The 17771-nt window shown below is 67.3% G+C and carries 13 protein-coding genes and 1 tRNA gene; 9 read left to right on the top strand and 5 right to left on the bottom strand.

The features are described 5' to 3' along the window. Nucleotides 1-24: 24 nt before the first annotated feature. Nucleotides 25-1425: an SH3 domain-containing protein gene (locus JI752_RS08540; protein ID WP_216962266.1), complete on the bottom strand. Its 1401-nt coding sequence runs from the start codon at nucleotides 1423-1425 to the stop codon at nucleotides 25-27. Between the two features lie 380 nt (nucleotides 1426-1805). Between JI752_RS08540 and JI752_RS08535 the strand changes: the two genes are divergently transcribed. The 6 genes from JI752_RS08535 to JI752_RS08515 all read left to right on the top strand — a co-directional run bounded on the left by JI752_RS08535 (nucleotide 1806) and on the right by JI752_RS08515 (nucleotide 9865). Then, entirely contained in the window at nucleotides 1806-3239 is a 1434-nt protein-coding gene (locus JI752_RS08535) for a transglutaminase-like domain-containing protein (protein WP_254200594.1), read from the top strand. Between the two features lie 26 nt (nucleotides 3240-3265). Further along, complete coding sequence (locus JI752_RS08530; protein ID WP_216962260.1) at nucleotides 3266-6253, top strand: TonB-dependent receptor; 2988 nt, start codon at nucleotides 3266-3268, stop codon at nucleotides 6251-6253. A 97-nt stretch (nucleotides 6254-6350) separates the two neighbouring features. After that, a complete protein-coding gene (gene lysA, locus JI752_RS08525) occupies nucleotides 6351-7625 on the top strand; it encodes a diaminopimelate decarboxylase (protein ID WP_216964179.1) in 1275 nt (424 codons plus the stop codon). Continuing rightward, on the top strand, nucleotides 7615-8628 hold the full coding sequence (locus tag JI752_RS08520) for a serine hydrolase domain-containing protein (RefSeq protein ID WP_345777336.1): 1014 nt from the start codon (nucleotides 7615-7617) through the stop codon (nucleotides 8626-8628). Before lysA ends, JI752_RS08520 begins: the two co-directional genes overlap by 11 nt. Continuing rightward, nucleotides 8589-9161, top strand: coding sequence for a DUF3471 domain-containing protein (locus tag JI752_RS19520; RefSeq protein WP_345777335.1), 573 nt, complete (start codon nucleotides 8589-8591; stop codon nucleotides 9159-9161). Before JI752_RS08520 ends, JI752_RS19520 begins: the two co-directional genes overlap by 40 nt. A 65-nt stretch (nucleotides 9162-9226) precedes the next feature. After that, nucleotides 9227-9865, top strand: a complete 639-nt coding sequence (locus JI752_RS08515; protein ID WP_254200508.1) for a M15 family metallopeptidase — start codon at nucleotides 9227-9229, stop codon at nucleotides 9863-9865. Between the two features lie 4 nt (nucleotides 9866-9869). Here JI752_RS08515 and JI752_RS08510 read toward each other — a convergent pair whose 3' ends face one another. Continuing rightward, nucleotides 9870-10931 carry a serine hydrolase domain-containing protein gene (locus JI752_RS08510; protein WP_216962257.1) on the bottom strand — a complete coding sequence of 354 codons (1062 nt, stop codon included), beginning with the start codon at nucleotides 10929-10931 and terminating at the stop codon, nucleotides 9870-9872. Nucleotides 10932-11056: 125 nt separating this feature from the next. Between JI752_RS08510 and JI752_RS08505 the strand changes: the two genes are divergently transcribed. Then, on the top strand, nucleotides 11057-11518 hold the full coding sequence (locus JI752_RS08505) for a hypothetical protein (protein WP_216962253.1): 462 nt from the start codon (nucleotides 11057-11059) through the stop codon (nucleotides 11516-11518). A 1-nt stretch (nucleotide 11519) separates the two neighbouring features. On the opposite strand, the gene JI752_RS08500 is transcribed toward JI752_RS08505, so the two are convergent. Next, nucleotides 11520-12995, bottom strand: coding sequence for a M15 family metallopeptidase (locus JI752_RS08500; protein ID WP_216962250.1), 1476 nt, complete (start codon nucleotides 12993-12995; stop codon nucleotides 11520-11522). Nucleotides 12996-13550: 555 nt separating this feature from the next. Continuing rightward, nucleotides 13551-13626 (bottom strand) — tRNA-Ala (locus JI752_RS08495). Nucleotides 13627-13784: 158 nt separating this feature from the next. Here JI752_RS08495 and ppk2 point away from each other — a divergent pair. Further along, nucleotides 13785-14690, top strand: a complete 906-nt coding sequence (gene ppk2, locus JI752_RS08490) for a polyphosphate kinase 2 (protein WP_216962246.1) — start codon at nucleotides 13785-13787, stop codon at nucleotides 14688-14690. Nucleotides 14691-14694: 4 nt separating this feature from the next. On the opposite strand, the gene rnd is transcribed toward ppk2, so the two are convergent. Further along, nucleotides 14695-15798, bottom strand: coding sequence for a ribonuclease D (rnd, locus tag JI752_RS08485; RefSeq protein ID WP_216962243.1), 1104 nt, complete (start codon nucleotides 15796-15798; stop codon nucleotides 14695-14697). Nucleotides 15799-15966: 168 nt separating this feature from the next. On the opposite strand from rnd, the gene JI752_RS08480 reads away from it, so the two are divergent. Continuing rightward, entirely contained in the window at nucleotides 15967-17769 is a 1803-nt protein-coding gene (locus JI752_RS08480) for a formylglycine-generating enzyme family protein (protein ID WP_216964177.1), read from the top strand. The last annotated feature ends 2 nt before the right edge of the window (nucleotides 17770-17771 follow it).

The raw sequence follows: 17771 nt of genomic DNA, 5'->3' as shown, positions 1-17771 counted from the left end.
ATTCGATGTGGCGCAGCGCCGTGATTACGGCCGGATGCGCTGGATGTTGGTGATGCGGTCGACGAAGGTTTGCGTGCCGTTGAACAGCAGCGGCGTCAGCGGCGAAACGGTCACGCCGTTGGTCTTGGCACGCATCGTGCGCCCGTCCGCACCGGCGAAGCTCAGGCCGGTGGTGTCGTGGATCACGTACGGTTCGCCGTCGACCTCGCCGATCACCATCATCACGTGGCCCGGGATGTAGACCAGATCGCCCACCTGCAACCCGCGCACCACGGCCATGCGCTTGTCGCGGCCGTCCTTCTCGTTGAACGCGATGCGGTTGAGCGCCGGGCTCACCGCCTGGTCGCTGGTGTTGCGCGGCAGCTGCACGCCCATGCTGCGGTAGATCTCGGAAACGAAGCCGCTGCAATCGCGCGCGTTATAGCTGTGGCCCCAGCCGTAGCGCTCGCCGAGGAACTTGAAGCCCTGTTCGATCAGATGCCGCGACGTGAGCGCGAGCGGGGCGTCGGACGTCGGTTCACGGCGCGGCAGCAGCGCCGGCGCGAACGCGAGGCGGCCGTCGTCGTCGCGCACGGGAAGCTGGATCACATGCGCGGTATACGCGTGCTGACCGTTGACCGGCTCGCCCATCGGCCAGTCCGCAAGGACCGGCACACGCACGCCCATGTCGAGCTGGAGCTCGGAGACGCGCGGCTCCTCGGGTGTGTAGACGGTGGTCGCGCGCGCGCCGGTGACGATGCGGAACGGCGTCCTGCGGCCGTAACCGAGCACCTCCTCCGCGCGGCCTTCGGCGACGTACTGCTTCTCGATCCACGCCGCATAGCGTGTGTTGACCACGAACCACCAGAGGCCGTCGCGGCTTTCGTGCACGATCGCGACGGGATCGCCCGGGAACAGGGCGCTTTCCTGGAAGCGGTCGATGTCGTGATCGTCGTTCGAACTGAACATGCGTGTGCGTGTGGGGAATGCGCGCAGGTCGGCGCGATGGACGACCAGGCCGAAACGCGTGGGCTGCGAGGCGGGAATCGCCGATGCGTTGGCGTTGGCGACGATCGCGTCGAGGTCCGACGCCGCGACGGGCTGGCCCTGCACGTCGTAGAGCGCGCGCGTGGGCCGCTTCGAAATGCCGTCGACCCATGCGGCGACCCGCGTGCGCTCCAGCGTTGCCGGCAGTGCGTCCAGGTCGTGCATGCTCCGGTCGAGCTGCATCAGCTTCGCGTTCTGCGCGGCGATCGCCCGGGCGTCGAGGATCACCCGATCCGGTTCGGCCTGGCGCGCGACCCACCAGGCCGGATCGAGCTGGGCGCGTTCGACGCCGACGACGCCGGTCTCGGCGGGTACGGTCCAGGCGCGCTCGTGGGCGGCCGCGGACGAAAGCAGGCCCAGCGACAGCAGTGGGGCGGCAAGGCAAAGAAAAATTCGCATGCGAAGTCCTGGCGCGAACGGCCCGAGGCGGGCGGGGCGAGCCGCAGGGCGGGCGTCGGGTTCCGGCATAAACGACGGGAACGCGGCGCCATTGCCGGTCGGGCAGCCCTGGGCCTGAGCGTCATCCATCATCGCGTCCCCTCATGACCGCCCGAACGTAGGGCGGCCGCTCGGGCCAGAATAGATACTTCTTTCGTTGCGATAGTCAAGAATAAATTATTGACCGGCTACTCCTCCCATGTTACACAGCGATGAACGGCCCCAGAACGGCCGCCCAGTGAGTGGCATGCGTGGACGGTCTTCGGTCTTCCCTGCGATCGCCAATGCCCCGGACGCGCCCCCGGCACGTCCTGGCCGCGGCCGTCATCGCGCTGGCCGCCATGGTCGCCACGGATGCGGCGATCACCGCCACGTCGTCGCCGCTTCCTGAGATCGTCGCGCGGATCGACGCCGGCGATTTCAGCGGCGCGCAGACCCGCATCGATACGGCACTCGCCAAGCCCGGCCTGGATGCCGCCACCCGCGCCGACCTGGAATTCCAGCGCGAACGCATGCGCCGCATCCGACTGGACTTCACGCTCACCGCGGATCAGGCGAAGGCGAAGCTGCGCGAATCCATTCCGGACCTGCGCGATGACGAGTTCGCACGCTGGACCGCATCGAACCAGCTCGAGCACCTCGTCATCGACGGAACGCCCTGGTACTTCAATCGCTCGGTGTCGAACCTGTTCCGCGTCAGCCCCGAGGCGCTCGCGCGCCGCGCCACGCCGTTCCAGCGCAACGACGGGCCGATGGAGAACGCCAACGCGTACCACGACGAAGCCGTCGCCGACGCGCGCCGCAGTGGCACGTCGAGCGTCGCGCCGCGTCGCGTTCGGGTGACGCAGGGCATCACGGTCGATGCGGACGCTGTGCCCGCGGGCGAGACCGTGCGCGCCTGGATTCCGTATCCGCGTGCGCTGCCGGGCCGGCAGGAAGGCATCCGGTTCGCGTCCAGCACGCCGGCGAAGCACCGCATCGCGCCGGAGTCGACGCAGCAGCGCACGGTGTACCTCGAGCAGCCCGCCGTGGCCGGCAAGCCGACGACGTTCTCGATCAGCTACGAACTCACGGTGTTCGGCGAACACCACGTCATCGATCCGGACAAGGTCGTTGCCGTCGCCAACCGCCCCGACCTCGCGCCGTACCTGGCACAGCGTCCGCCGCACATCGTCTTCACCGACCAGATGCGCGCGTTCTCGCAGCAGGTCGTGGGCGATGAAAAGAATCCGTACCGCATCGCGCGCAAGCTGTTCGAAGCCGTCGACCGCATTCCCTGGGGCGGCGCGCGCGAGTACTCCACCATCACCAACATCAGCGATTACGCGCTGCACGCCGGCCATGCCGACTGCGGCCAGCAGACGCTGCTGCTGATGACGCTGCTGCGCATGAACGGCATCCCGTCGCGCTGGCAGTCCGGCGTGGTCTATTCCGACGGCACCTACGACAACCTGCACGACTGGGGCGCGCTGTACCTGGAGCCCTACGGGTGGGTGCCGATGGACGTGACGACCGGGCAGTTCAAAGGCGCGCGCGATCCGGACGTGGAGTGGTTCTACCTCGGCGGCCTGGACGCGTACCGCCTGACTTTCAACGACGACTACGGCACGGACTTCGTGCCGGCCAAGCAGCACATGCGGTCGGAGACCGTGGATTCGCAACGCGGCGAGGTCGAGTGGTCAGGGGGAAACCTCTACTTCGACCAGTGGGAATACAGCTTTGAAGCAAAGGTTCTGCCGATGCCGGGCGCACGCCCGGTGTCGGCAGCCCATTAACTTTCCGATTCTGAGGGGACGAGGGGATGAGCGGCAGGGCGTTTCGCAAGGCGACACTAGGTATCGCGCTAGGCGCGTGCATAGCATCGATGGTGCCGATGGTGGCCACCGCACAGGCGGTCAGCGGCGCAGTCGTGGGCCGCGCCACACAGGGCGACCAGATCACCATCACCAACATCGCGACCGGCCTTACGCGTTCGGCCACCGCCGACGCGCGCGGCAACTACCGCATCTCGCAGCTGCCGGTGGGCAACTACAGCCTGCAGGCGACGCGCAACGGCGAACCGCTGGGAGAATCAGTCGAAGTCGCGGTGTCGATGGGCAGCGCGACCACGGTGAATCTGGGCGGCGACGGCGCCGTCAACCTCGCGGCGGTACAGGTCGTGGGTTCGCGCATCGTGCCCATGGTGGACGTGACGTCCACCGAAACCTCGATGACGCTCACGCGCACCGAAGTGGCGCGCCTGCCGGTGGACCGTGATCTCGCATCGGTCGCACTGCTCGCACCCGGCGTCACCAAGGGCGAAGCCTCCTTCGGCGGCATCTCCTTCGGCGGTTCGTCGGTGGCGGAGAACGCGTTCTACATCAACGGTCTCAACGTCACCGACTTCTACAACCGCAACGGCTTCTCCGAAGCGCCCTTCTCGTTCTACAAGGAGTTCCAGGTGAAGACCGGCGGCTACTCCGTCGAGTTCGGGCGCACGACCGGCGGCGTGGTCAACACCGTGGCGCGCTCGGGCAGCAACGATTTCCACGCCGGAGCCGAGCTGAGCTTCGAACCGCGTGCGTGGCAGTCCTCGGCGAAGGACAAGTACGACGCCGACGGCGATCTGTACCTTGCACAGAGTCAGGACGACTACTCCGACACCCGCCTGGACGTGTGGGCTTCGGGCGCGCTGATCAAGGACAAACTGTTCTTCTTCGGCCTGTACGAGCTGCGTGACTACGAGCCGACCAACACAGACGACCTGGGTCGCACGATCACCAAGAACAATTCCGGCAACGGGTTCTGGGGCGGCACGCTCGACTGGTACGTCACCGACAACAACATCCTCAGCCTGATGGCGTTCTCGAACAAGGACGAGAACACCGGCGCCGTCTTCAGCTACGACCTGGCCACCAACGAAGTCGGCCAGAAGCAGAACGAGATCTACACCGACACCGGCGGCGACAACTGGGCGTTGACCTGGGCATCGAACTTCACGCCGGACTTCTCCATGAAGCTGATGTACGGCGAGAACCACCGCGAAGCCTTCACCCGGTCGATGCTCGATTTGGAGTGCAACCGCGTGCAGAAGGAGTCGGCTTTCCCGGCTCCTCCGGGCGGGGTGCAACTGGGCTGTAGTACGAACTCGACCGTGTTCAACCGCGATGACACGCGCGAACAGACCCGCGCGGACTTCGAATGGTCGATCGGCGACCACCTGCTGCGCTTCGGCGTCGACCACGAGATCAACACTTCCGACCACAAGCAGTACTACGCCGGTCCAGGCGCGTTGTTCTACAACGTGTACGTGGGTGGTCCGGGTACGTCGATCCCGAACCCGCCAGGCGGCGTGGTTCCGGCGGGCTACTCCGGCTACGTGCGTGCGCGCCGCAACGAAGTGGCCGGCACGTTCGAGAGCACCAACACCGCGTTCTACCTGGAAGACAGCTGGTCGGTCACCGACAACCTGCTGCTGAGCATCGGCATCCGCAACGAGTCCTTCGACAATAAGGACGGCGACGGCAAGACCTACATCCAGATGGACGACATGTGGGCCCCGCGCCTGGGCTTCGCCTGGGATATCGGCGGCAACGCGACGATGAAGCTGTTCGGCAACGTCGGCCGCTACTACCTGCCGGTGGCCAACGTCATCAACATCAAGCAGGCTGGCGGCTTGCTCGATCAGCGCACCTACTATGCCTTCGACGGCTGGGAAGTCCGTGAGCTGAACGGCGTCCCATACGCCGTGCCGCGGCTGGGGCCGCAGATCGGTGGCGTGGACGTCTCGCAGGGCGACGGTACGGTCGGCGACCTGCGCTCGGAAGTGGACCGCGATCTGGATTCGGTCTACCAGGACGAGGCAATCCTCGGCTTCCAGCAGATGCTCGGCGAAAAGTGGTCATGGGGCGTGCGCGGCATCTACCGCAAATTGCATCGCGCGATCGACGACATGGAGATCACCGCGACCGGCGCATGCGGTCGCGACGGCTACATCGGCTGGGTAATGGCAAATCCGGGCGAGAAGGTCACCGTTTGGGGCGATACCAACTGCGACGGCGACAACGACGGCTGGGTGACCGTGGACACCGCTAAGGAAGGCTGGGCGCTGATCGACTCGCGGGGCAACTACCTCGGCCAACGCGGCTGGGTAAAGCCCAAGCGCACCTACAAGGCCATCGAGCTGCAGCTGGATCGCGCCTGGGACGAGAAGTGGGCGATGAATGCGTCCTACACGTGGTCCAAGAGCGAGGGCAACGCCGAAGGTCCGGTGAACTCCGACACCAACTTCGGCGACACGGGGCGCACTGAGAACTTCGACGATCCGTGGGTGAACTTCATGGGCGACGGCCCGCTGGCCAACAACCGCGAGCACCAGCTCAAGTTGCGCGGCACCTATGCGTTCAACGAACACTGGCAGGTGGGCGCAACGCTCGACGTCAGTTCGGGTGGTCCGATCACCGGCTTCGGCGTGGGCAATCCGTACGATCGGAAGAAGTACCACAGCTACTTCATCTGCGTGGCGAACTGCAACACGACGCAGCCGACGTACGTGCATTCCCCGCGTGGCGGTTACGGCGACATGCCGTGGACCTACGACGTGGGCACCAGCGTGACGTACCTGCAGAGCTTCAACCGCGCCGACATGCGCATCAAGTTCACCATCTTCAACCTGCTCAACGAGCAGCGCGAAGTGCGCGTGGACCAGGACCTGCAGCCCAGCGTCGGCGTGATCAATACGAACTTCGGCTTCGGTGAAGGCTTCCAGCAGCCGCGCTATGCGCAGCTGACGGTGACCGTCGATTTCTGAAGACCCTCGAAGGCGACCCGCGTATTGCGGGTCGCTTCTTTTTTTGCACGGAGCCCGCATGCCACTTGAGACGGGATTAGCGGTCGCGCCCTTGACGATGGCGCAGCCCAGCCCGGAAGCCGCGTATCGGGCCACGCATCGGTTCGACGGTGTCGACCTGGCCGGGCTGGCCGCGATCCTGCCTACGCCGTTTTACGCCTACTCGGCCAACGCGATCCGCGAGCGCATCTCCGGGCTGCGAAGCGCATTCCACGGCCTCGACCTGCGCATCTGCTATGCGGTCAAGGCCAATTCGAACATCGCGATCCTGCAGTTGATGGCGCAGCAGGGCGTCGGTGCCGACATCGTGTCGCTCGGCGAGATGCAGCGCAGCCTGAAGGCGGGCATTCCCGCCGCATGCATCGTCTTCTCCGGCGTTGGCAAGACGGGCGAAGAGATCGGCGCGGCGCTGGATGCGGGCGTGTGGCGCTTCAACGTCGAATCGGCGGACGAGCTCGCACTGCTGCAACGCATCGCCAGCGCACGCGGTGTGACCGCGCGTGCCGCGGTGCGCATCAACCCGGACGTCGACGCGCAGACACACGCGAAGATCTCCACGGGCAAGGCGGAGAACAAGTTCGGCGTCTCCATCGACGAGGCGCGTGGCTGGTTCGCCGCGGCGGCGTCGATGAGCCATGTGCGCCTGGATGGCCTGCACGCGCACATCGGTTCGCAGATCCTCAGCCTGGATCCGTTCCGCGAGGCGCTGCGCCGTGTCGACGACTTCAGGCGGGAGCTGGAAGAAGCCGGCCATTGCATCGCCAGCGTGGACATCGGCGGCGGCATGGGCGTCGCGTACCGGCGCGGTGTGGATCGGCCGATTCCGATCGAAGACTACGCCGCGCTCGTGCGCGAGACCTTCGCCGATTTCGGCGGAACGCTGGTGCTCGAACCAGGTCGATACCTGGTGGCGGAAGCGGGCGTGTTGCTGACGCGCGCGATCCGCGTCAAGCACGGCACGGACCGCAGCTTCCTCGTGGTGGACGCAGCGATGAACGACCTGTTGCGCCCTTCGCTCTACGACGCCTGGCACGAGATCGTGCCGCTGCACGATCGCAGCGGGACGGCGCGTTACGACGTGGTCGGGCCGGTGTGCGAAACCGGCGACACCTTCGCCCGCGATCGCGCCCTGCCGACTTGTGAGGCCGGCGATCTGTTGCTGATCGGCGCCGCGGGCGCGTACGGTGCGTCCATGGCATCCACCTACAATTCGCGGCCGCTCATCGCGGAAGTTCTGCTCGACGACGGCCGCTACGCGATCATCCGTCGGCGCCAGACTTTCGAGGAGATGATCGCCGGCGAGCAGCTTGCGCAGGCATGGCATGAAACCTGAGCGACGTTTCCGCGGCTTCCTCCTGGCCCTGTCGCTGGCGTGGCTGCCGGCGCACGCGCAAACCGATCGCGCCGCGGTCGATGCGATCTTCGACGACGTCGTCGCGCGTTATCGCCTTCCCGGGCTCGCGCTGGGCATCGTCGAGGATGGGCGCGTGGTGTACTCGCGCACGGCGGGTGAACTCGTGGCGGGCGAGGGCGAACGCATCGACGCGGACACCTTGTTCAAGGTCGCTTCGAACACCAAGTCGATGACCAGCGCGACGCTGGCGCGGCTGGTCGACGCCGGCAAGCTGCGCTGGGACGACCCGGTCGTGAAGTGGCTGCCGCAATTCCGCATGCATGACGCGTGGGTGGGCCAGCAGATGCAGGTGCGGGACCTGCTGATTCACAACAGCGGCCTGCGCGCCGGCGCGGGCGATCTGATGCTGTGGCCGGAGCCGAACACGTTCACGCGGGCGGACATCATCCATGGGCTTGCCTACCTCAAGCCGTACCGCAGTTTCCGGTCGGGCTACGACTACGACAACCTGATGTACATCGTCGCCGGCGAAGTCGCCGCCGCGGCGGGCGGCGCGTCGTACGAAACGCTGGTTCGACGCCAAGTGTTCGAACCGCTGGGCATGACGCGCTGCCAGATCGGCGAATGGAACCGGCGCGAGGTCGGCAACGTCGCCCAGCCTCACCGTCGCGAAGGCGAGCGCAACGTTCCGGTGCGCAGCGACGGCGACGTCGTGCGCGCCACCACGATGGACCCCGCCGGCGGCGTGCGCTGCAGCCTCAACGACATGCTGCGCTGGACCGCCAACTGGCTGAAGCCGGAGGCGAAGAACGCCGGCTGGCTTTCGCAGGAACAACGCCAGGCCCTGTGGGCCCGCAGATGCCGATGCCCGTTTCCAAGCGCATGCGCGAATGGGACCACAGTCACTTCTCCGCGTACGGTTACGGATGGCGGCTGGCCGACGTGGACGGCGTGTTCAAGGTCGCGCACACCGGCACGTTGATGGGCATGTACTCGGCGGTGACGATGCTGCCCGACAAGGGCGCCGGCTTCGTCATCCTCATCAACGGCGAGGGTGAAGATGCGCGCACCGCACTGACGCAGGTTCTGGTCAAGCGCTACACCTCGGGCGATCCCGCGCTGTCCGTCGCGCATTACGCAGGCCTGCTTGAGAAGGAAGAAGCGGCCCGACCCGCCGCCGAAAAGGCGCCGGATACGTCGCGTCGCCGTCGTGCCACCGCGAAGGAACTCGCTCCGCACCTGGGCGTGTACCGCGATCCCTGGTTCGGCGAAGTGACGTTGTGTCGCGATGGCGATGCGGTTCGCCTGCGCGCGCGCAAGTCGCCGCAGCTGGACGGCGTGGTGCAGAAGGTCGGCGATCGCTGGCTCGTCGACTGGGACGATCCGAGCGTGGACGCCGAGGCCTGGCTCGACATGGCTGGCAACGGGTTGCGCATGGCGAAGGTCGATCCGCAGGCCGATTTCAGCTACGACTACGAAGACCTCGCGTTCGAGCGCGTCGGGAACTGCCCGTGATGCACGGCGGCGCGCTCGCGGCCGTCGCGCTGCTCTGCTTCGCCGGCTGCGCGTCCACGCCAACGATGAACGTATCGCCGGCCGCCACGCCCGAAGCCGCGGGTTTGGTGGATCTGCGCACGCTCGTTCCGGACATCGATCTCGACATCCGCTACGCCGGCCACGACAACTTCACCGGCGCACCCGTCGACGGCTACGGCGCACCGCGCTGCTACCTGCTCGCGCCGGCCGCGCAGGCGATCCAGCGCGCCGAAGCTGTGCTGCGTGCGCAAGGCCTGCGCCTGCGCATCTACGATTGCTACCGTCCCGCGCGCGCGGTTCGTCGATTCATCGCTTGGGCGCACGACGACGATCAGCGTACGAAGCCGGACTACTACCCGGCGTTGGAGAAGCGCGACCTGCTGGGCGAGTACATTTCGCCGACCTCGGGACACAGTCGCGGAGCGACGATCGATCTCACGCTGATGCAATGCGACGCGGCAGGCGCGTGTTCGCCGCTCGACATGGGCACGCCGTTCGACTTCTTCGATCCGCTGGCCAACACCGATTCGCCGCGCGCGACACCGCAGCAGCGCGCCAACCGCGAACGCCTGCGCGAAGCGATGCGCAGCGCGGGCCTGCGCAACTACCCGATGGAATGGTGGCACTACACGCTCGATCCGGAACCGGCGCCGAAGGTGTTCTTCGACGTGCCGATCCGGTAGTCGATCAGCGCGGAGCCGGATCGCGCATTGCCAGCGCACCGATCTTCTTCGCCGTCTCATAAGGTTCCGGATCGTCGCGATTGGTCAGCACGACGACGGTGAGATGGCGTTTCGGCCAGCGCACGATGACGTTGCGGAAACCGATGCTTTCGCCCGAATGCCACAGGGTCTCCCCGGTGATGCGCCAGCCGAAGCCGTACTGCACGTCCGGATCGTCGGTCTGCGTGGCGGGCGTGAACGCCGCGCGCAACGTTTCCACCGGAAGCAGCCGGCCGTCGTAGAGCGCCGCGTCCCACTTCGCCAGATCGTCGATCGAGGCATAGATGCCGCCGTCGCCGAGCACCGCACTGGTCGTGCTCTGGTCGGTGCGTTTCCATGCGCCGTCCACGAAGCTGTAGCCGTAGGCGCGATCGCGCACCTGCGAGATGCCCGCCTCGAACGCGACCGCATCGTCCATGTGCAGCGGCAGGAAGATCCGCTCGCGCAGGAACTGCGCATAGCGCTGGCCTGACGCGCGCTCCACGATCAACGCCAGCAGCGCATAGCCGCTGTTGCTGTAGCGATAGCCGGCACCGGGCGCGAAGTACGTGCGGTCCTGCGATTCGAGCAATCGCAGCACGTCGGCGTCATGCACCTGGCGCGGATCGGCCGGGTCCATCACGTCCTCGTAGTCGATCAGGCCCGAGGTGTGCGTGAGCAGGTGGCGGATCGTCACCGTGTCCGCTGCGGCGGGCAGGGACGGGAGCCAGCGTCGGACCGGATCGTCCAGGCCGAGCCGGCCGTCCTGCGCAAGCAGCAGCACGGCCGTGGCGGTGAACTGCTTGCTGACCGAGGCGAGGCGGTAGTGAGTGGCCGGCGTGGCGGCGACGCCCGCTTCCAGGTCCGCCATGCCGTAAGTGCGGCGCACCACGGCGTCGCCATCGCGCAGCACCAGCACCGAAGCGCCCGGGACGGGGCCGTTGTACTGGCGCATCAGCGCATCGATGTGGTCTTGCATGGAGGGTCCTCTGCTCGCGCAACCGGCGAGGAGCAGGACGGTGCCCAGAAGCCAGGAAGGGATGCGCATCGGCCGATGGTAGCCGGCCCATCGCCGAGTGTGCGAGGCTTCTGCCGAGGCGCGGTGCCGCGGTGCGCCGCACAGGGAAGGACGGCAGCCAGGCGGCTCGCCGCGTCATCGCAAAGGGGAAGGCAATGAACGCATTGAAGGTCTGCGCGGGCGCACTGCTGCTCGTCGCCGGCGTGGGGGTCTGGAAGACGTACGTATCGACCGGACGCGTCGATCCGAAGGCATGGGTGAGCGAACACGTCGGCTCCGGCGGCAAGGCCGAAGGCGACAGCGCGCGCGGCTTCAAATCGATGCCGCTGCCCGATGGTGTCCCGTCGCGCGGCGTCGTGGTGTTCGCGCCGAAGCATTGCACCTCCGACGCCGCACGGCGCACGGACGAACTCGTGCGGCACCTGTCGAAGCATGGCGTTGCCTATTCGCGAACCGACAGCGCCAGCTTCAACAGCATTACCTCGCAGGAAGAGGCCACGCGCGTGATGTCGGTGATGAACGGCCCGGTGCCGATCGTCTACGTCAACGGCAGGGCCAAGGCCAACCCGACGCCGCAGGAAGTCGTGGCGGAATTCCGCGGCAAGAAGGCAGGCTGACTCAGCCGGGAATCGCTGCCTCACCCCGTTCCCACGCATCGCGGAACCGCGACATGCCGTGCGTGCCTCCGTTGACGCAGCGTCGCGCCTTGACCAGATCGTTCGCGGCGAGCGCGGCGCGCAGGCGGGGTTGGCAGTTGCGCAGGAACTGCGCGAGGATCCGGCCCGCCACTCGGCTGTCGTTGGCCAGTTCCGGATTGCCGATGAGATCCGTACCGATCTGTCCGCCGATGCGGCGATAGTTGTCTCGTCCCGTCAGTTGCACGAATCCGCGGCCCTTGAACCGCGCTCCGTCACCGGGTTCGGTGTTCCCGAGATTGCTGCCCACCCGAGTGCCCGGGTCGTACAGATCGAAGGGATGCGTGCGCGTGTTGAAACCGCTGCGGCCTTCGGAGATCGGGCGGAAGCCTTCGGTTTCCGCGCGGATGGTGGCCAGCGCCATCAGCACCATGTCCCGGTCGCCCAGTCCACCGGCATGCAGTCCTGCGAGCACGTCGGGCAGGTGCGTGACGATGTTCGCCTTGGGCGTGCTGGGGAACATGCGTGCGACCAGCTCGGCGGTCACGTTGCCTGTGATGTCCGCGCGTCCGGTTTCCACGGGCACGATTGCAGGCGCGGCGGCGATCGCGACAGGCGAAACGCCGTCTTGCGCGCGCAGGAAGGCCGCGCTCACGAAGCCGTCGGCCAGACCATCGCCGAGCAGGTCGACCAGCGCCCAGCCTTCGCTTCGATTCATGACGAACAACTGCGTGCCGGCGGGCAGGACGCGCTTGATGTCGTGGCCGGTCGAAGGCCCCGTGCGAAGGCGCAGTCCGTCGCGTGCGATCACTTCGAAGCGCTCGGTGGATGTCGACAGCGGCGACACCGTGGGCATGACCGTGAGCGTCGATGGTTCCGGAGCGTGGCCTTCCAGCGTGGCCAGGTAGGCCGCCAGCCCCGCGATCGACTCACGGTCCAGCCCCGCCGCAAGTTCTTCCGGCGAGACATCCAGTTCGAAATGCATGCAGTCCTTGTGGCCCCCCCAGCTGCCGCCCCATTCGAACACCGGGATACCGGCGCGCGTGCGGATCTTGCGCACGTCGTCGATCATCGCCGCCGTCATGTCGGTGTCGGCGCGGCCGAAACGCACGTCGCGCGCGCGCAGGGCCTGCGTGTCCTCTTGCGAGAACCGCACCTGCCGCGTGCCCTGGTGATCCTTGAACGGATTGGTCTGCCAGTTCACATCCACGGCGATGCCATAGGAATGCAGGCTCTTGCCGGCGCCGCCCGTGATGGTGCGGCAGTTGTAGCTGTCGGTGTCCTGCGTGCGGATTTCGTAGCCGTGGTGATGCAGCACCGCGGCGAGTGCCTCGAATGCTTCCGTCGTCGGTGGCGCCACCCGGATCTTGTCCGGTCCGAACGGGATGAGGACCATCGCGTCCTCCCCGCATTCGAATTCATGCCAGAGGCGGCGCAATTGCGCGGTGGTCTTGGACATGGTCGCTGCTTCCTTTTCGTGATCGAAGAGCGGAAACGGCGCGACTGGAGTACGACCGTCAAGCGCCGCCCCCGACAGGGCGAACGCGCCCGCCGCATGGGCACGGCCATCGGCGAGTCTGTTCAGCGCAGGCGCGCGGCATTACGTCAGGCGCGCACGCCGGGCAGGGAGGCTTACCTTGTTCGATCGACCTGACACGTGTTCATGTGTTCGTCGTCCGATTGCGCGGTGTCTGCACGCAGGATGCGCGGGATTTCGCGCAGGGGTTGCACGCGCGGCATGCCGAGGGACGGTTCGATGAGGAACCTCGAATGCGGTCCTGGCGATTCGACTTTGCCGCAAAGCATGTGCATGTTTGCGAACAGGTGCGCGCCTTGGTGTCCCGCGCTATCGAGAGTTCGTCCTTCGGGCGACACGATCGTGTCGCATCCGACTCGCCGCCGCCGGCCGGCTTCGGATGGACCAAGCCTGATGACCGATAACCGCTGTCACCGCCCCAAAGCAAAACAGCGCATCACGCCGGAGGCGTAACGCGCTGTTCTGGCTGGTGTGAAGTGGTGGAGCGGAGGAGGATCGAACTCCCGACCTTCGCATTGCGAACGCGACGCTCTCCCAGCTGAGCTACCGCCCCACGAGGGGCAAAGTTTAGCGGGCGATGGGATGGCGCGCTAGTCCTGGGTGTCCGGCCGGGCGGAGGCGCGATTCCGGCTCAGGCGCGGATTGATCGCGGTCAAGCGGGCGGGGCGGGGCGGGGATGACATTGCGGTCTTTCTTTCAAGGAGACCGGGCATGGCGGATTCGGCCGAGGAACTGACGCAGGACGGGATGGGCCCGTCGTCCCCCGACTCGGAGGCACCGTCGGCGGACATGCTCCCCATCCCCTCCGGCGCTCGCATGTCGCGTCGTCGCTACGAGCGCGAGAAGCGGCGTCTGCAGATCGAGCTGCTGAAGTGGCAGGTCTGGGTGAAGGAGACGGGGCAACGCGTGGTGATCCTGTTCGAAGGCCGGGACGCCGCCGGCAAGGGCGGGGCCATCAAGCGCTTCATGGAGCACCTGAATCCGCGTGGCGCCCGCGTGGTCGCGCTGGAAAAGCCCAGCGATACCGAGCGCTCGCAGTGGTATTTCCAGCGTTACGTCGAGCACCTGCCCGCCGCGGGCGAGATCGTCCTGTTCGACCGCTCCTGGTACAACCGCGCCGGCGTGGAGCGGGTGATGGGGTTCTGTTCCACCGACGAGTACCTGGAATTCATCCACCAGTGCCCGAACTTCGAGCGCATGCTGGTGCGCAGTGGCGTGCGCTTGTTCAAGTTCTGGTTCTCGGTGAGCCGCGAGGAGCAGCACCGCCGCTTCGCCCAGCGTCGCAAGGATCCGCTCAAGCAGTGGAAACTGTCGCCGGTGGACCTCGCCTCGCTCGACAAATGGTCCGAGTACACGCGGGCGAAGGAGGCGATGTTCGTCTCCACCGACACGCCCGATGCGCCGTGGACGGTGATCCGGTCCGATGACAAGAAGCGCGCACGCGTCAATGCCATGCGGCTCGTGCTGCGCACGTTCGACTACACGGCGAAGGATCTGGCTGCGATCGGCGAGCCCGATCCGGCGATCGTCGGCCCCGCCTCGCGGGTGTACGAAGAAGGCGAGCGACTGCTCTTGAACGAACAGCCGCGTCGACTGGCGGAGCTGGCGGCGATGTAGCCGCTCAGCGGGCCTGGGCGAGCAGCGGCGCCAGGTCGGGCTCCAACGCGCGGCGGCGCCAGCCGGCCAGAGCGTCCGGCCACTCGCCCTGGTCCATCAGCACTTCCAGCCAGCGGCGCGAAGCCAGCACTCCGTCCGGCAGGCCCAGTTCCGCGCTGCGTGCGGCGACCGCGTCCTGCAGCTTGCGCAGTTGCTGCTTGTCGCGATTTTCTGTCTGCGCCGCTTCCGGGGCGTCGGCTTCGTCGGTGAGCGGTGTGGTCAATGCATTCCAGACGGCGTCGGCCAGGCGGCGCGGCGACTTGGGATGCGCATCGAGCATGCGTTGCAGGCCGGCGCGGTCGATGGGCGGCGTGCGCGCCAGGGCGACGGCCAGTTCGTTGTCGAGGATCCAGTTGCGCGGGCGGTCGTTGTCGCGCGCATACGCATCGCGCCAGCGCAGCAGGCGCAGCAGACGCAATTGCGCCGGACGATCGAGGAACTGCGCACTGCGCATGGATGCATGCGGCCAGCGCTCGGGCGCTTCGTTCTCGGCATTGAACACCGTGCGGGCGGCGTCTTCGGCAAGCCATTCGCGGCGGTCGAGTTCCCCCAGCCGGTGGTCCAACTGGTCGTGCATTTCGAACAGGTGGCGCACGTCATCGGCGGCGTATTCCAACTGCGACGGCGAGAGCGGGCGACGCAGCCAGTCCGATCGCGTCTCTCCCTTCTGCAGCGCGGTGCCGGTGAGCTGCTCGACCAGCTTCTGATAGCCCAGCCCGCCACCGATGCCGGTCAGCGCGGCCGCCAGCTGCGTATCGAACAGGGGCTTGGGCACGACGCCGCAGGCGTGCTTGAACGCCACCAGGTCTTCGCTGGGGCTGTGCATGACCTTGACGATGGACTCGTCGGCGAGGATCGGCGTCAGCGCTTCAAGGATTCCGGGCGCGAGCGGATCGATCAGCAGGATGTCCGGTTCCGACTCCGACGCTTCCAGCGCGATCTGCACCAGGGCCAGTTGCGGCCAGTAGGTGCGTTCGCGGATGAATTCGGTGTCCAGCCCGATGCGCGACGGCCGTGTGGCGAAGCGGGCCCGCAGTTCGGCGGGGTCGGTGATCCAGGCGGCGGGCATGTCGGGGTGCAGGACGGTCGGTCGGCGGTTGCCGGGGCGGGCGACAATAGCCTACTTTCGAGGCTCCCGGCACCGCAGCCCGTGAAGGCCGGGCCCCGTGATCCGCCCAGGAGGCGAGGAGGACGTTTGCGCGCACCGCTGTTGGCCGGCATCGCGGCAATCGCACTGATGACCGCATTGGCGGCAGGATGCTCGCGTGAAGCGTCCTCGCCTTCGTCCGACGATGCGGGCGGTGCACGCACGCCCATCGTCACGATCAGCGCGGACCAGGCGGTTTCACCGGTGCCGCCGTGGCGCATTCCGCAGGTCGAGGTGACCGACGAGAACGCCGCCGAGCTCAAGAAGAAGGCCGCCGAGGCGCTGGCGCGTGGGCGCCTTTTCGGCGGCGCGGACGACGCGATCCCGCTGTATTTCGCGCTGCGCCGGTTCGATCCGGAGGACGCCGCCGCCAACAGAGGGTTCGACAAGTCGCTGCAGCGTCTGATCGTCCGCGGCGACGAAGCGCTCGCGGGACTGGATCGCGATCCGCTTTCGCTGCGGCGTGCGCACGAGATCGCGGCCGTCGCGCGTGCCGTGGCGCCGGGGAACGTGGACATCGTCGAATACCTCGCGCGGCTGGATCGGGCGGACGACTCGCAGGAGGCTAACCGCCTCGGCGAAGAAGCGCTCAACGCCGGCCGGCTTGGCGTGGACGGCGGGCGCGACGAAGCGCTGACACATTTCCGCCAGGCGCTGGAACTGCGGCCCGGCGACATGCGCGCGATGCAGGGCATCGCCGCCGTGGAAAGCGCGCTGATCCGCCGCGCCGAGATCGCCGCCGATCGCGACGATTACGCCGGCGCCGAACGCGAACTGGCCATCGCCGCCAAGGTGCGCCCGCCGGCGCCGAGCGTCGAAGACGCGCGCGGCCGGCTGGCGATGCAGCGCATCGTGCGCGTCAACGCGTTGCGCGACGCGGGCGTGGCGGCGTTGATGCGGCAGGGCGGTATAGACGAGGCCCGGCGCCAGCTCGCCGTGCTGCTGCGCATCGCGCCGGCGGGTGACCCGGCGGCGAAGGAACTGCGCGAACGCATCGATCTGGCGACGCATTACGGCCTGTTCCGGCCCGGGCAGGTATTCACCGATGCGATGCAGGGCGGCGGCCGCGGGCCGCAACTGGTGGTGATTCCGCACGGCGCGTTCCGCATGGGGTCGGAGGAAAACGAAGGCCAGGATTCCGAACGCCCGGCGCGCAACATCCGTTTCGATCGAGGCCTGGCGATGTCACGCACCGAGATCACCGTCGGCGAGTTCCGCCGCTTCATGCAGGCGACGAAGCATCGCGCGCGCGCCACGCGCCGCGGCTATTCCACCGCTTACGACGAGCGCAGCGGCAACCTGGTGCGTCGGGGCAACGTGGACTGGCAGTCCGACTACACGGGCCAGCCGGCCCGCGACGACATGCCGGTGATCCACGTCAGCGCGAAGGATGCGATCGCATACGCCGAGTGGCTCTCCGCACAGACGGGGCAGCGCTACCGGCTGCCGAGCGAGGCGGAATTCGAATACGCCCTGCGGGCCGGCGGTCGCGGCCGCTTTCCGTGGGGCGACGGCCCGCCGCCGGCCCGATCGGGCAACTTCACCGGCGGCGCGGATGTCTCGCCCAGCGGACGGCGCTGGCGCAACGCATTCCCGGGCTATGGCGACGGCACCTGGGGCCCCACGCGCGTGGGCAGCTACAACCCGAACGCCTGGGGCCTCCACGACCTGGCCGGCAACGTCAGCGAATGGGTCGCCGACTGTTGGCACGACAACTACCGTCGCGCCCCCCGCGATGGCGCGGCCTGGCTGAACCCGGGTTGCCGTTCAAGAGTCGTACGGGGAGGCTCCTGGGCCAGTTCACCTGAAGAACTGCGATCGGCCTGGCGGCAGGGCAATGACGCCAACAACACGACTGCGCGGATAGGGTTCCGCGTGGTGCGGGAAATCTGAGC

Source organism: Lysobacter sp. MMG2 (genome assembly GCF_016735495.2).
Taxonomy (GTDB): Bacteria; Pseudomonadota; Gammaproteobacteria; order Xanthomonadales; family Xanthomonadaceae; genus Lysobacter_J.
The sequence above is the reverse complement of the archived record's forward strand: the minus strand, read 5'-3'. Positions and strand labels throughout refer to the sequence as shown.

Coding starts and splice junctions, on each gene's coding strand:
- JI752_RS08540 (WP_216962266.1), bottom strand. CDS start 1,425: ATGCGAATTTTTCTTTGCCTTGCCGCCCCACTGCTGTCGCTGGGCCTG.
- JI752_RS08535 (WP_254200594.1), top strand. CDS start 1,806: ATGGTCGCCACGGATGCGGCGATCACCGCCACGTCGTCGCCGCTTCCT.
- JI752_RS08530 (WP_216962260.1), top strand. CDS start 3,266: ATGAGCGGCAGGGCGTTTCGCAAGGCGACACTAGGTATCGCGCTAGGC.
- lysA (WP_216964179.1), top strand. CDS start 6,351: ATGGCGCAGCCCAGCCCGGAAGCCGCGTATCGGGCCACGCATCGGTTC.
- JI752_RS08520 (WP_345777336.1), top strand. CDS start 7,615: ATGAAACCTGAGCGACGTTTCCGCGGCTTCCTCCTGGCCCTGTCGCTG.
- JI752_RS08515 (WP_254200508.1), top strand. CDS start 9,227: ATGAACGTATCGCCGGCCGCCACGCCCGAAGCCGCGGGTTTGGTGGAT.
- JI752_RS08510 (WP_216962257.1), bottom strand. CDS start 10,931: ATGCGCATCCCTTCCTGGCTTCTGGGCACCGTCCTGCTCCTCGCCGGT.
- JI752_RS08505 (WP_216962253.1), top strand. CDS start 11,057: ATGAACGCATTGAAGGTCTGCGCGGGCGCACTGCTGCTCGTCGCCGGC.
- JI752_RS08500 (WP_216962250.1), bottom strand. CDS start 12,995: ATGTCCAAGACCACCGCGCAATTGCGCCGCCTCTGGCATGAATTCGAA.
- ppk2 (WP_216962246.1), top strand. CDS start 13,785: ATGGCGGATTCGGCCGAGGAACTGACGCAGGACGGGATGGGCCCGTCG.
- rnd (WP_216962243.1), bottom strand. CDS start 15,798: ATGCCCGCCGCCTGGATCACCGACCCCGCCGAACTGCGGGCCCGCTTC.
- JI752_RS08480 (WP_216964177.1), top strand. CDS start 15,967: ATGACCGCATTGGCGGCAGGATGCTCGCGTGAAGCGTCCTCGCCTTCG.